We start from the raw sequence: 13,447 nt of genomic DNA, 5'->3' as shown, positions 1-13,447 counted from the left end.
TTTCGGCTGCCTCGCCTGATACACGGCGCCGGGTATCAGCTGAGGGGGCCCGCGTCCTCTTGAAGAGTGGGCAACGGGACCTGGTCCCGACCATCCGAGGGGAGCACGGACGTATGAGCATCTTGATCCTGCACACGTCGAACGCCAGCCGGCGCAGGCATCTCGGCCGTGCGGCGAGGTACGCGAAGCAGCGCGGCGAACGGCTGATCCTGATCATGGAGAACCCCACCTGGGAGACGGAGTTCGCCGACCGCGTGGTCGCCGCCGACACGTCGGACATCGCGACGACCGTCGCCGCCGCACGTGCATTGCTCGAAGACGAACCGGAACCGGCCCGCGCCGTGGTGACGTTCGTGGAGCACAGCGTGCCGGCCGCGGCCGCGGTGGCCGCGGACCTCGGGTTGCCGTTCGTCGGTGAGCGAACCGCGCGGGTCGCGCGGGACAAGTACGCGATGCGCGAAGCGTTCGCGGCCGGGGGCGTGCCCCAGCCGGCGTTCGGCCTGGCCAGGACCGTGGACGAGGCGAGGACCACGGCGCGGCGCATCGGTTACCCGCTGGTCATGAAGCCGTTGATCGGCGGCGGGAGCATGTACGTGCGCCGGGTCGACGACGACGGGCAACTGGCCCAGCACTTCGAACCGATCAAGCGGCGGGCGTGGGACGCCTTCGGCTACGACCCGCTCTACGAATCGGCGCTGGCGGAGTACGGGGGCGCGATCTTGCTGGAGGCCTACCTGCCCGGCTCCGAGATCAGCGTCGAGTCCCTCGTCGTCGGCGGCGAAACGCACGTGGTGGCCGTCCACGACAAGCCGCTCCCGATGAACGGCCCGTACTTCGAAGAGGTCTGCTACACCACGCCGAGCCGGCTTCCGGTCGAGGTCGAGGCCCGGGTCCGGGAGATCACCGCAGCCGCGCACCGGGCGGTGGACATCCGCACAGGCGCCACGCACACCGAATTCCGCATCCAGGACGGCGCGGAGCCGATGATCCTGGAGACCGCCGCCCGGCTGGGCGGCGGCCCGGTCTACCAGTCGCTGCTGCTGAGCACCGGGGTGGACATGGTGGCGGGCCTGCTGGACCTGGCACTGGGCGAGCAGCCTGATCTCACCGCGAAGCCGGAGCCGACCCCGACCGGCTTCTACCTGTTCTTCGCGGGGAAGGCCGGGCGGATCAAGGCCATCCACGGGGTGGACGAGGCGAACGGCGACCCCCACGTGCGGGAGCTTGCCCTGTACCGCTCCGTCGGCGACGAGGTCGACGTCCCGCCGGACGCCGGGCAGGCCCACGGTCACGTCGTCTTCACCGCGGACACGGTGTCCGGCCTCGGCGACGTGTTCGACCGGCTCGTCAAGACCATTCGGCTCGAGACCGCCTGACCCAGACCTCGGACGGCCCCGGCGATCCCGTGGGCCGTCCGAGCCCGTGTTCGGAAGGGCGGTCCACGCGCGTGCGTTCGACGAAGCGCTTCATCGGCGTCACCAGGGTCGTGACCAGCCTGGGGTACTACCTCACGATCCCGCTGCTGGGCGTGGTCGCGCTGCGGGCGGGCGCGATGAGCCCGATCGAGGTGGGCACTCTGGTGGCCGTGCACGCGGTCTTCCGGCGCTGCCTCGCCTTGCCCGTCGGCGTGATCTGCGACCGGCGTGGGGCTGAGCGCGTGCTGGTGCTCGGCCTGGTGGCGGAGGCCGCCGGCTACGCGCTGCTGGCGTCGTCGATCACCTTCGGAGCCTGGCTCGTGGCCTTGGTCATCGACGGGGCAGGTGGGGCCGCGTACAACTCCGCCGGCCGGGTCGTCCTGGCCCAGGTGTCGAAGGACGACGGCAGCAGCGCGCGATCCTTCGCCGGCTTTTACGTCGCGACACAGGTCGGCGCGCTGATCGGACCGCTGGCAGCCGGGGTGGTCAGCACCGGCGGGGCACCTCGCCTGGTGCTCGTGCTGTCCGCGGTGGCCTATCTCGGCGCGGCCGCCGGTGCACTCCTCCGTTACCGCGGAGTCGACCGGAATACGCCCACCCGCCGGGTCACCCTGTGGACGGCGTTCGCCCAACCATTGCGCAACAAGCTTTTCGTGGGGCACTGCGTGATGACGGTCCCGATGTGGTTCGGCGTGTCCCTGTTCGTCTCGGCGGTGCCGCTGGAGGCCGAATACCGCAGGCTGCAGTACCTCGACGTGGGATTGATCAACTCGTTGAACGCTCTGGTGGTCGTCGCGCTCGGCCACGTGGCGGGCCGGCTGACGGAAGGCTGGGCGATGTCCCGGCGGCTGGTCCTGCTCGGCGGCGGGTCGCTGGTGATGTCCGCCGGTTGCCTGCTCTGCCTGCCGACGGGCACGCCCTGGTTCTACGCCGGGATGCTGGTGGTCACCCTCGGCGAGCTCGCGCTGATCGTGGCGGCGGACGTCGTCGCGTCCGAGCTGGCTCCCGACGGGGCGACCGGCGTCTACCTGGGCTACATGACCATGTCCTGGGGCGTCGGCGCGGTACTGGCGGGCCTGCTGTCCGGCCTGCTGCTGGACGGCTCGAGCACCGGCCGGATCTGGTTCTGGCCGGTGAGCGCGGTGGTGCTGCTGGCCGGTGCGACGGGGCTCATCACCGTCGGGCGCAGGCAGGCCCGGAACACGGCGGCGATCGCCGCCACGGCCTGAGTGAGCCGTCCGGACGTTCCCCGCATCCGCGCCCTGCTCGCCCCACCGCATCGACGACGCAATCGGCCGATATCCGCGGAATCGCTTGGTGTGCGACGGTTTCCCTCGGTGATCGCCGCCGATACCCGGACTGTCGACGGATTGTCGACCGATTGTCGACGGCTTGGACCACTGTGGGAAACCTCGGCGGGGGTCGTTCGGCTCTGCCGGGGGAGTGGGGGTTCAGCGTGGGTGCGGGGACGGATTCGGCGGCCGGTGCCGTGGCCGACAAGGTCCTGCGGACGTCTCGCACCAGCGTCGCGCTGCCCGGCTACCTCGGCGGCAGCGTCGGCAAGATCGGCGTGAAGTGGATCGCCGGCTTCCCGGACGACGTTTCCGCGGGTAAGCCGCGCGCATCGGCCGTGCTGCTGCTCAACGACTACGCGACCGGCCGCCCGGTCGCGTGCCTTGAGGCCGCGGGCATCAGCGCCGCGCGCACGGCGGCATCGGCGGCGCTCATCGACGGCACCATCGGTGCCGTGCTGCGCGGTGAAGTCGAGCTGCACCCGGGCAAACCCACGAGCTTCTCGCCCTTCGGGCTCGGCGTACTCGACATAGCGGTCGGCGCGTTCGTGCTGGAAAAGGCGCGGGAAGCCGGCACGGCGATCGTGGTGGAGAACTTCGTCGGTGAGGAGATTCGCTGGTGAACGCGCCGCAGCAAACCGCGTTCGCGCTGATCGGCTGCGGGCCGCGCGGGATGAACGTGCTCGAGCGATTCGTTCTCCACGCACACCGAGACCCGCAGCGGCGGCCGATCGTGCTGCACGTCATCGATCCCGGCGCACCAGGTCCCGGCATCCACGCGACCAGCCCGGACCACCACCTGCTCAACACGATCGCGACCCAGCTGACCACGTTCGTCGACGAGCAGATGGTCACCGGTGGCGGCGTTCGCGGGCCCTCGCTGTACGAGTGGGCGGCGCGGCGCGGTGTCCGGGTCACCTCGAACACCGGTGAGGTGCGGGCGGTCCAGCCGGCCGACCACCTGCCGCGCCGGCTGCTCGGTGAGTACCTGACCTGGGCGTTCGATCAGCTGCTCGAGGTTTGCCCACCGTGGCTGGCGATCCGGGTGCACGCGGGCGCCACGACCGCGGTGCACCACCTACCGGACGGACGTGAGCGGGTTGCGACAGCCGACGGCGCCACTGTCGACGTCGACGCGGTGCTGCTGTGCGTCGGCCACGCCGGAACGCCTGCTCCACCGGCCCCCGATCTGGATGTGCCCCGTTCCGCCTGGACCGGAAACCCCTACCGGGCAGACGAACTGGCGCGGATCGGCGCGGCCGGCGCGGTCGGTCTGCTCGGCGGCGGGCTGACCGCGATGGACGTGATCGCCGAGCTCACCGTCGGCCGCGGCGGCCGCTACGAGCAGGTCGAGGACGGGCTGCGCTACCTGCCCGGCGGGAACGAGCCGAAGATCGTGCTCGTGACGCGCACCGGCCTGCCGTCCCGCGCACGTCCGCGGCCCTACCGGTCCGGCCAGATCGCGCCGCGGCACCTGACGGGGGAGGCGCTGGAGGAGATCCGCGCCGGGAAGACCGACGGCAGGCTGGACTTCCGTCACGACGTGCTCCCGCTGGTGCGGGCCGAGATGCGGCACCGGATCGAGTCGATGGTCCCGGACCCCCTCGACGCGCATCGCGTCGTCGACCGGGTCCTCGCGGCGTGGGACGGTGACGTGCCCATCGAGGCGCTGCACTGCGCGGGCTCCTACCACGAGTGGTTCGTGCGGCAGGTGGAGCAGGACCTCGTGCAGGCCCACCTCGGGCTGGACGGCAGTCCGCTCAAGGCCGCGTTCGAGGTCCACCGCGATCTGCGAGAGGTGCTGCGCCGAGCGGTCGACGGTCGCGGGATGGACCAGGGTTCGAGAGCGCACTTCTTCGGCGCGTTCGCGGCTGCCGTCAACCGCAACGTCATCGGGCCTCAGCTCGAGCGCAACGAGGAGCTCGTCGCGCTGGTCAGGGCGGGAGTGCTGAGCCCCGGTTTCGGGCCGTCGAGCGCACTGACCTGGTCGGACGACCGCTGGCTGCTCGAGTCCACCACACTCGCGGAGCCCGGCGTGGCCGTGCTCGACCATGTGGTGTGCGGGTACTCCCCGGCACCGTCGATCAGCGCTTCGGCGAACCCCGTGCTGCGTCAGCTGCTCGCGGCGGGCCGGGTGCGGCCGGTCCTCTGCGGTGCCACCGAGTTGGGTGCCGAGGTCGACGGCGACGGACACGCGGTCGACGTGCGCGGGACCGCACAACCGACCCTCGCCGTTCTCGGCCCGTTGGCGGAGGGCTCCAGCTATTACAACCACTACGTGACTTCTCCCGGCGGTCGATCTCGCGCGACCGTCGACGCGGACCGGGTCGTCCGCGCCGCATTGACCGCTTTCGACACGAATCTCGTGGCGACCCGATGAAATTGAAGGAGTCACCCGTGGCTGGTCCGGAACACACTTACCTGGTGGTCGGTCCGCCCCGCAGCGCGTCGACCGCGCTGTCGCGGGTCATCTGGAACAACCCCGGCGTGCGCTACTACTCGCACGAGCCGTACGAGTCGACCTACTTCAAGGGACTCGACACCACCGAAGCGGTCGCGGCGATGGAGAACCCCATCGACCTCGCCGGTGTGGTGGGCGCCAAGACCGGAAACGGCCTGCTGGTCAAGGAGATCAGCTTTCAGCTGGGCGAGCATCTGCCGCAGTTGCTCACGCGGACCGGGCATCCCGTGGTGTTCGTGCTGCGCGACCCGCGGCTGACGATCACTTCCCGCCGCCGGGTCCGGGAGATGCAGGCCCAGCCTCCGGATTTTCCGCTGGCGGAGACCGGCTGGCAGGCGCTCGTCGAGCAGATCGACTACTGCCGGGCCGGCAACGTCCCGCATCTCGTGCTGGACAGCTACGACTTCCGGCTCACACCCGCACCGATCTTCGAGCGGATGTTCACCGCGTGGGGGTTCGAGTTCGACGAGTCGCAGCTGAGCTGGGATCCCCAACCCCGGCTGGGGTTGAGCAACTACCGCGTCGGGGGCGTCGACCACTTCTTCACCAGGGTGCTGAACAGCAAGGGCCTCGAGTTGCCGGTCGAGGTGCCGGTGCCGGTCGACGACTTCCCGGAGAGGGGCGGCCTGCGTGACCACGTGCGCTGGGCGCTGGAGCAGTACGAGCGCCTGCGCCGGGTGCAGCAGTTCGTGCCCGCCCGCGCCGAGGTCGCCCGCACCTGACCCGGCGACCGAATCTGGGGATATGGGGAGAATGTCGTGCCCATCGTCACTGCGGCCGAGGACCTCGTCGTCGATGACGTCTACGTCGACCTGCGGCCGTTCTTCGACCGCGAGCTCTACCTCAAGTGTGAGAACTTCAACTTCGCCGGATCGGTGAAGCTGAAGGCGGCTCGGTCCATGGTGGACGCGGCGGAGCGCGCGGGCGTCATCACGCCGGACTCCGTGATCGTGGAGTCGTCGTCGGGCAACCTGGGCATCGCACTCGCGATGCTCACCGCAAGCCGTGGCTACCGGTTCGTCTGCGTGATCGATCCGCGGGCGAACCCCGGCGTCCGGCGGCTGGTGGAGAGCATGGGTGGTGAGGTCGTCGTGGTCACGCAGCTCGACGAGGGGGGCGGGTACCTCGGCAGCCGCATCCGCACTGTCCAGGAGCTGTGTGAGAACAACCCGGGCCATGTCTGGCTGAACCAGTACGCGAACGACGAGAACTGGCGGGCCCACTACCGGCACACCGCTCCGGCGTTGATCCGGCAGTTCCCGTCGGTGGACTACGTGTTCATCGGCGCGGGCACGGCCGGGACGCTGATGGGGTGCGCCCGCTATCTGAAGGACGTTGCGCACAAGGCGAAGGTCGTCGCCGTGGACAGCGCCGGGTCGGTCACCTTCGGCGGTGCGCCCAGTCCTCGGTTCCTGCCGGGTATCGGTACCAGCCGAAGGCCCGAACTCGTCGACGAGTCGGTGGTCGACGACGTGGTCGTCCAGGACGAACGCGGGGCCGTGCAGATGTGTCACCGCTTGGCCGGACGCGGGTTCCTGTTCGGCGCTTCCACGGGGACGGTGCTCAGCGCCGCCGAGCGCTACCTGAAGGACCTGCCGGAAGACGTGACCGCGGTGGCGATCTCGCCGGACCTCGGTGACCGCTACCTCGACACGCTCTACGACCGGTCATGGGTCGAGGAACGGTTCCCCGGCTGCCTCCCCGGCTCGAGCGCCGCGCCAAGAGCTGCAGAAGACGTTCGTATGACCGCACGGCCACTACCCGCTGGGGAAACGAAGATGAGCACTGATGCCGGACCACCGCACGGCGACCGTCACTCGCAGCTGGTGATGGAAGGCCAGGTGCCTGCCGGGGAACACGGCGCGACGGTGTGGCTGACCGGCCTGCCGAGCGCCGGCAAGACAACCGTCGCGCGCATGGTCGCGGCCGGGCTGCGGGCCGCCGGGCACCGCGTCGAGGTGCTCGACGGCGACGAGTTCCGGGCCAAGCTGTCCAACGGGCTGGGTTTCTCCCGCGAGGACAGGGACATCAACGTCGACCGCGTGGGCTGGGTCGCCCAGCTGCTGGCGCGCAACGGGGTCAAGGTGCTCGTGCCGGTGATCGCCCCGTACGCCGACGCCCGGGCCGCGATCAGGGAACAGCACCTCAGTGCGGGCACCTCGTACCGCGAGGTGCACGTCGCCACGCCCGTCGAGGTCTGCTCCGCGCGCGACACGAAGGGGCTGTACGCCAAACAGTGCAACGGCGAGATCAGCGGGCTGACCGGTGTCGACGACCCCTACGAGGTGCCGCGCAACCCCGACCTGAGGCTCTACACGCACGAGGAGAGCATCGAGGGGTCCGCCGCCCGCCTGCTGGCGGAAATGAAGAACTGGGGTCTGCTGTGACCCGAGCCTTCGTGAACGAGACGCTGTGGTCGCTGCGGCCGCAGCACGCCGTGGCGGGCCGGGTCCTCAGGCCCAACCGCGCCGCGGTGTACACGGTGGGCGCGGTGGCGGGCGTGCTCGTCGGTCTCACGTCGGTCGGCCGGGCTGGTGCTGCTGCTGCCGTCCATGGTGGGCAGCCGCCTGACGGCGATCGCGGGTGCGGCGGGGGGTGTATGCGGGACTGGCGAACCATCTGATCAGCACAACGGGAAGAAGGGAAACCGATGTCGCACGTGGCGTTCGTTGACAGCCGGCTGAGCCGCGCTGTCCACAAAGGATCTGAGTCTGCCGGAAAGGAGGTGTGAGATGGAGACCCAGTCCTTGGCGTACCGGCAGGTGCTCGAACCGGTGAGTTTCGGTCATCCTTCCGCCGCCCGGCTGCTGCCGGTTTTCGACCCGGACCGGCTGAGCGCCGACGTGGACGAGCTCAACCGCACGCAGTGGGCGCTGCAGCGCAACTTCACCACCACCGGGCCCGGCCGGTGGGCGGCGTTCGACTGGCGCGCGCTGCCGTTGCGCAGCCCGACCGGCAGCGTGGAGCGCACCGATCCCGGCGGTGCCGGGCTCGACGACTTCGCCGACACCCCGTGGCTCGAGCAGGCGCCCTATCTGGCCGAGGTGATCAGGTCGGTGCCCGCGCCGTTGCGCACGGTCCGGCTGCTCGCGCTCGGCGCCGGCGCGCGGAGCAAGGTGCATTTCGAAACCAAGATCGGCCTGCCGTGGGCGAACGTTCGACTGCACGTGCCGATCATCACCAATCCCGGTGCTTCACTGATGATCGACGGCGTCGTGCACCGGTGGCAGCCGGGTTCGTTCTGGTTCGGCGACTTCTCCCGGTGGCACCAGGTCACCAACGACGGCGACCGGGTCCGCGTGCACATGATCATCGACAGCTTCCTCACGCCGGAGCTGCTGAAGCTGTTCCCGCAGTCGTTCCTGGACCAGCTGTCCGGCGACGACGTGCTGTTCATCAGGCCGGAGGTCCCGTTGGCGGACCTCGAGCCCTACCGCTGCGCGTTCGACGTCCCCGTCGCCTTCACGGACTGGGAGGAGGCGGACGGGGAATTCCTGCTTCCCCAGCCGAGGGTGCGCGGTGCGATCGAGGTGCGGGACGGCCGGCTCGTGCTCGCCGTCGACGGGTCACCGCGGTTCGCGCTGACCCACGTCGGGGACGGGGAGTTCCGGTTCGCGGGGTGGACGGAGGAACGCACGATCCACCTCTTGCCGGGCGGCACCGGCGTGGTGCTGCGGACCAGGCAGGGCGCCTCAGTGCGGGAACTGGCCGTGCCGGTGGAGGGATGACCGCGTTCGACGACGCACTGGGCGGGCTGTCCACAGCGGACTGGGAGGGCATCTCGGCGAACCGGCTGTACTCGTCGCACCAGTGGCTCGGCCTGCTCGCGCAGGACGGGGCGACAACGGGCGCGGTGCACGGCCGCACGTCGGGCGGAGAGCTCGCCGCGCTGCCGGTCACCGTCGTCGCCGACGAACCGAACCCGTTCTACCGCTGGCACGACGAGCTGACCGCGCGCGGGCTCGCCGCGCCGGCGTCGTCCGGGGTGCTGGCGGGCCCGCGCCGCGGTTACCAGACGCATCTGCTGACCGCGCCGGGCACCGACCCGGTGGCGGCGGCCGAGGCGGTGCTCGCCGGACTCGCCGAGCTCGCCGGCGTCGCCGTCGGCGCACCGAGGGTGGCCATGTTCCTCGACACCGCGTCCGTGGTGGCGCTGCGCTCGGCGGGTGTGCGCGCCATGCCCGTACTGCTGCGCCCGGACGCGTGGCTCCCGGTGCCTGATGGCGACTGGGACACGTGGCTCGCGTCGCTGCCCAGCCGCAGCCGAGCGGAGCTGGTACGCCGGGAGGTCCGCAAGTTCGCCAAAGCGGGCTACGAGGTCACGGAGCACCCGCTGGCCGACTGGACCGACGTCGCCGGACGGCTGCTGACCAACACCGAGGCACGGTACGGGCACTCCGGTGATCCCACCGGACGCCAGGCGTTCCTGCGCAGGCAGGCCGAGCGGCTGGGCCCGGCGGCCCGCGTGCTGCTGTGCGCCCCACCCGGCGAGCCACCGCTCGGCTACTGCCTCTACTACCTGTGGGGCGACACGCTTTTCCTGCGGTCGGCGGGCTTCGACTACGACCGGCTGCGCAACGCCGCGGAGTACTTCAACCTGGTCTACTACTTGCCGGTGCGGATCGCCGCCGCGGCGGGTGCGCGCTGGATCCACGCCGGCGTCGAGGCGAGTGAGGCGAAGGCGATGCGCGGCGCCGTGCTTCGTCCACTGTGGATGCTCGACCTGTCGCCGGACAGCGTGCTCGCCGGCCAGGACGACGCGCTCCGGGCAGCGAACGCCGAGCAGACCCGGAAGATCGTCGGATCGTCCTCGGCCGCGCGTAGGGCTTGGCAGCCGGCCGCGGAGTGCGACGACTTCGGCGTCACTCCCGCGGCGGAGCTGTCATGACGGCGGGCCTGCCACCGGCGTTCGCCAAGATCTGGCTCAGCCACGCGATCACCCAGACCGCGGCGAAGAGCACGGCGATCGTGCTGCCGTTGCTGGCCGTGGTGTCGTTCGACGCGACACCAGCGCAGGTCGGCTTGGTCAACGCGGCCCAGACCGTGCCGCTGTTCCTCTTCACGCTGCTCGCGGGCGCCTGGCTGGACAACCACGCGCGGCGGCCGAACCTGCTGGTGGCGCACATCGCGCGGGGCGTGGCGCTCCTGCTGGCCGTGCCGGTGCTGGCGTTCGCGGGCGACGGCTCGGGCGTCCGGCTGCTCATCGCGAGCGCATTCGCGGTGGGGGCGCTCACCGCGCTGGCGGACGTCACGTACCCGGTGTACGTGCCGACGCTGGTCGGGTCCGGCCACCTCGTGGCGGCCAACAGCAGGCTCGAGGTGGTCAGCTCGCTCACCCAGGTCGCCGCACCGGGCCTCGGCGGTCTGCTGATCGGCGTGCTGGGAGGCAGCTGGTCGGTCGCCCTGGCCGGGGTGCTGTTCCTGACCGGTGGCGCCGCGGTGTTCCGGATCGGGACGCCGGAGAACTTCATCCGGCTCGAGGGCACCCGAGGGCGGCTGGTGCGGAACACCGCGGTCGGCGCCCGGTTCCTCGTCAGGACGCCCGTGCTGCGGTTGCTGGCGTTGGAAGCGGCCTGGTTCAACCTGTTCGAGCAGGCCGTCGTCACGGTCTACGTCGTGTTCGCCGTGCGCACCCTGAACCTGTCACCGGCCGAGTTCGGCGTGAGCATGGGCGTCGGTGCGGCCGGTGCGGTGTTCGGCTCCGGATGCACCCGCAGGTTCGCCCGGGCGGCCGGGATGCGCCGCGTCCTGGTCGTCGGGATGCTCACGGCAAGCGCCGCACCCGCGTTGATCCCGCTGGCGTCGGCGGTGCGCGCGCCGGTGGCGGTCGCCGGGCTGTCGTTCGTGCTGTACGGCTTCGGCCTCGCGATGTTCAACGTGTTCAGCGTGTCGATGCGCCAGCTGATCACCCCGCGGGACCTGCTCGGCAGGGTGACCGCGACGTTCCGGTTCGTCGCGTTCGGCACGATCTGGGTCGGCGCGCTGGTCGGCGGCGGCCTGGGCGAGTGGCTGGGGCTCGAACCGACGTTGTGGATCGCGGTGGCCGCGCTGGTGGCCGGCTGGGCGGTCTTCGCGGTGCGGCTGAGGTCTCTGCTGACGGCGGACCCGGAGCTACGCGAGCAGACCGAGTCATTGGTGGGAAAGCGATGAAGGGGCGGCATGACTGAAGAAATCGACGGTCACGACGTGGTCGGCGGCGAAGTCCGGGGCAGCCTCGCGTTCGTGGAGAGCAACCTGACCGGAACCGGCATGCGGGCCCTGCGGTTCGCTCACCGGTGCGGCTGGCGCACGCTGTTCGTCACGGCGGACATCAGCACGTACACCAGGGACGCGGCGGCGGCGAAAGTCATCGCCGAGTGCGCGGACGAGATCGTCGAGTGCCCCAGCACGATCGACCCGGACCTGGTGCAAAAGCGGCTGCTGGACTACCGGGACGAGCTGGTCGGCGTGCTGACCGTCGGCGAATACTACGTGCCGGTCGCCACCGAGGTCGCCTCGCGGCTGGGACTGCCCGGCCTGTCGCCCTCGGCGGCCCGCTTGGCGCGCAACAAGCTCGACAGCAGGCGCGCCTGCGTCGCCGCTGGACTGCCGGTGCCCGCGTTCGGGTTCGCCGGCGATGAGACTTCGACGGCCGCGGTACTGGCCCGGACCGGGCTGCCGTGCGTGGTCAAGCCGACCGACGAGTCAGCGAGCGTCGGCGTCTCGCTGTGCCGGACCGAGCAGGAGGTGGCCGCACGGATCAGGGCGCTGGCGTCGTCGGACCGCAACTCGCGCGGGCAGGCGCACGTGCCGGGCGGCCTGATCGAGCAGTGCGTTTTCGGTCCCGAGGTCAGCGTGGAAACCGTGACCTACCGGGGCAAGCACTCCGTGCTGGGAGTCACCGAGAAGTCGGTCGGCCAGGTGCCGTGGTTCGTCGAGACCGGCCACACCTTCCCGTCCGCGCTGCCCGCGCCGGTCACCGAACCGGCCGCGGCGGTCGCGGTGGCCGCACTGGACGCCATCGGGTTCGACTTCGGCGCCGCCCACACCGAGCTGAAGCTCACCGAGGACGGTCCGGTGCTGATCGAGATCAACCCGCGCACCTCCGGTGACAACATCCCGACCCTGGTCCGGCACGCAACCGGTGTGGGGCTGCTCGAGCAGTACGTGGCCATGCACGCGGGCGCCGCGCCGCACCTGACTCCGACCACCACCCGTGCGGCCGCGATCCGGTTCCTCACCGCACGCGAAGGCGTGGTCAGCAGGGTCTGCGGCGTGGAGGACGCCTACCGGGTGGCGGGCGTGACCGAGGTGGTGTTGCGAGTCGGCCCCGGTGACAGCACGAAGTGGCCGAGCAACAGCCACCACCGCATCGGCCACGTCATCGCGGTGGCCGACACGCCCGCCGAGGCGTCGGCACGCGCTGAAGCCGCCCGCGCGCAGTTGACCGTGTCTTACTAGTGTCGTGTGACCTTGCGTTGACGACGTCCAGTAGCTTGCCAACCGTGGCCTCTGGCGGCTGTGCCGTGGATGGTGGCGAGCGATCCTCAGTCGTGCCGGTTCAGCTCGATGGACACAGCGGTCTCCTTCGTAGCTACCATTCCGGTCGCGCGGTTCACCGCGCGGCCAATCCGGACATCGGGATCGTCACCTCCGGTTCGCGCAGGTGATGCAGATCCGCGTGGCCGGCAGGGCGACCAGCCGGTCCTCCGCGATCGGACCACCACAGCGTTCACAGACTTCGTAGACACCGGCTTCCAGCCGTTCGGCGGCCTGCCCGAGCGCCGCCAGGTCGTCCTGCGCCTGCCGCAGCAAGGCCTGGACCTGTGCCCGCTCGAAGGCAATGGTGGCGCCTTCGGGGTCGTGTTCGTCGTCGCCGCTGTCGAACTGCGACGCCGCGACGATGTCGTCGTGTTGCCGCGCCAACGCCGTGACCAGCCGCTCGGTCTCGGCGCGGGCCCCCTCGATCAACTCCGTCGCGACGCGCTTCTCCACGCTTCCGACGATACGCCTGGCGCTCAGTGGCCCCGCCGTCGAGCAGCCGGCGGTAGCGCACGCGCAGCGCCCGTTCCCAGCCGGCGGCCGCGGCTCCGAGAGCGAGCGCCAGGGTGAGCCAGCGACGGGTGGATCGGCGAGGTGAAGACGCCGTGCTGCACCGGACCATCGAGGACGAGCGAGCTGACATGCCGGCCGGGTGAGACGGTGGTGCCTCTCGGACCTGACCTGGTCCTAGACGAGTAATGCGTAACTCGGTCAGTGGTCGTAGGCGGTCAGGGATCGGGTGATGGGTTGGCCGGTGG

The 13,447-nt window shown here is 70.7% G+C and carries 11 protein-coding genes; 10 read left to right on the top strand and 1 reads right to left on the bottom strand.

The window, feature by feature from the left end; translation table 11 throughout:
• The first annotated feature begins 113 nt into the window (after window positions 1-113).
• From C2L58_RS31310 to C2L58_RS31260, 10 genes are all read left to right on the top strand, one after another.
• Window positions 114-1,376, top strand: coding sequence for an ATP-grasp domain-containing protein (locus C2L58_RS31310; protein WP_103341275.1), 1,263 nt, complete (start codon window positions 114-116; stop codon window positions 1,374-1,376).
• Between the two features lie 71 nt (window positions 1,377-1,447).
• Window positions 1,448-2,644: an MFS transporter gene (locus tag C2L58_RS31305; protein ID WP_158264191.1), complete on the top strand. Its 1,197-nt coding sequence runs from the start codon at window positions 1,448-1,450 to the stop codon at window positions 2,642-2,644.
• Between the two features lie 227 nt (window positions 2,645-2,871).
• Window positions 2,872-3,330 carry a hypothetical protein gene (locus tag C2L58_RS51560; RefSeq protein WP_369904262.1) on the top strand — a complete coding sequence of 153 codons (459 nt, stop codon included), beginning with the start codon at window positions 2,872-2,874 and terminating at the stop codon, window positions 3,328-3,330.
• Window positions 3,327-5,087, top strand: a complete 1,761-nt coding sequence (locus C2L58_RS31295; protein WP_103341273.1) for an FAD/NAD(P)-binding protein — start codon at window positions 3,327-3,329, stop codon at window positions 5,085-5,087. The genes C2L58_RS51560 and C2L58_RS31295 overlap by 4 nt, the downstream gene beginning before the upstream one ends.
• Window positions 5,088-5,104: 17 nt before the next feature.
• Window positions 5,105-5,890, top strand: a complete 786-nt coding sequence (locus tag C2L58_RS31290; RefSeq protein WP_146073715.1) for a hypothetical protein — start codon at window positions 5,105-5,107, stop codon at window positions 5,888-5,890.
• A 36-nt stretch (window positions 5,891-5,926) separates the two neighbouring features.
• Window positions 5,927-7,555 (top strand): 2,3-diaminopropionate biosynthesis protein SbnA, encoded by a 1,629-nt coding sequence (sbnA, locus tag C2L58_RS50860; RefSeq protein ID WP_103341271.1) that lies wholly within the window; start codon window positions 5,927-5,929, stop codon window positions 7,553-7,555.
• A gap of 345 nt (window positions 7,556-7,900) precedes the next feature.
• Window positions 7,901-8,896: an aspartyl/asparaginyl beta-hydroxylase domain-containing protein gene (locus tag C2L58_RS31275; protein ID WP_103341269.1), complete on the top strand. Its 996-nt coding sequence runs from the start codon at window positions 7,901-7,903 to the stop codon at window positions 8,894-8,896.
• Complete coding sequence (locus C2L58_RS31270; RefSeq protein ID WP_103341268.1) at window positions 8,893-10,056, top strand: peptidogalycan biosysnthesis protein; 1,164 nt, start codon at window positions 8,893-8,895, stop codon at window positions 10,054-10,056. Before C2L58_RS31275 ends, C2L58_RS31270 begins: the two co-directional genes overlap by 4 nt.
• A complete protein-coding gene (locus C2L58_RS31265) occupies window positions 10,053-11,318 on the top strand; it encodes an MFS transporter (protein WP_103341267.1) in 1,266 nt (421 codons plus the stop codon). The genes C2L58_RS31270 and C2L58_RS31265 overlap by 4 nt, the downstream gene beginning before the upstream one ends.
• A 9-nt stretch (window positions 11,319-11,327) precedes the next feature.
• Window positions 11,328-12,608 (top strand): ATP-grasp domain-containing protein, encoded by a 1,281-nt coding sequence (locus tag C2L58_RS31260; RefSeq protein WP_103341266.1) that lies wholly within the window; start codon window positions 11,328-11,330, stop codon window positions 12,606-12,608.
• A gap of 186 nt (window positions 12,609-12,794) precedes the next feature.
• Here the strand turns inward: C2L58_RS31260 and C2L58_RS31255 are convergent, their stop codons facing one another.
• Entirely contained in the window at window positions 12,795-13,142 is a 348-nt protein-coding gene (locus C2L58_RS31255; RefSeq protein WP_103341265.1) for a TraR/DksA family transcriptional regulator, read from the bottom strand.
• Window positions 13,143-13,447 lie beyond the last annotated feature (305 nt).

The organism is Amycolatopsis sp. CA-126428 (assembly GCF_002904335.1).
Lineage (GTDB): Bacteria > Actinomycetota > Actinomycetes > Mycobacteriales > Pseudonocardiaceae > Amycolatopsis.
The sequence above is the reverse complement of the archived record's forward strand: the minus strand, read 5'-3'. Positions and strand labels throughout refer to the sequence as shown.

Bases quoted from the DNA above. Each gene is read 5' to 3' on its own strand.
- C2L58_RS31275 (WP_103341269.1), top strand. From the start codon at position 7,901: ATGGAGACCCAGTCCTTGGCGTACCGGCAGGTGCTCGAACCGGTGAGT.
- C2L58_RS31270 (WP_103341268.1), top strand. From the start codon at position 8,893: ATGACCGCGTTCGACGACGCACTGGGCGGGCTGTCCACAGCGGACTGG.
- C2L58_RS31260 (WP_103341266.1), top strand. From the start codon at position 11,328: ATGACTGAAGAAATCGACGGTCACGACGTGGTCGGCGGCGAAGTCCGG.
- C2L58_RS31310 (WP_103341275.1), top strand. From the start codon at position 114: ATGAGCATCTTGATCCTGCACACGTCGAACGCCAGCCGGCGCAGGCAT.
- C2L58_RS31265 (WP_103341267.1), top strand. From the start codon at position 10,053: ATGACGGCGGGCCTGCCACCGGCGTTCGCCAAGATCTGGCTCAGCCAC.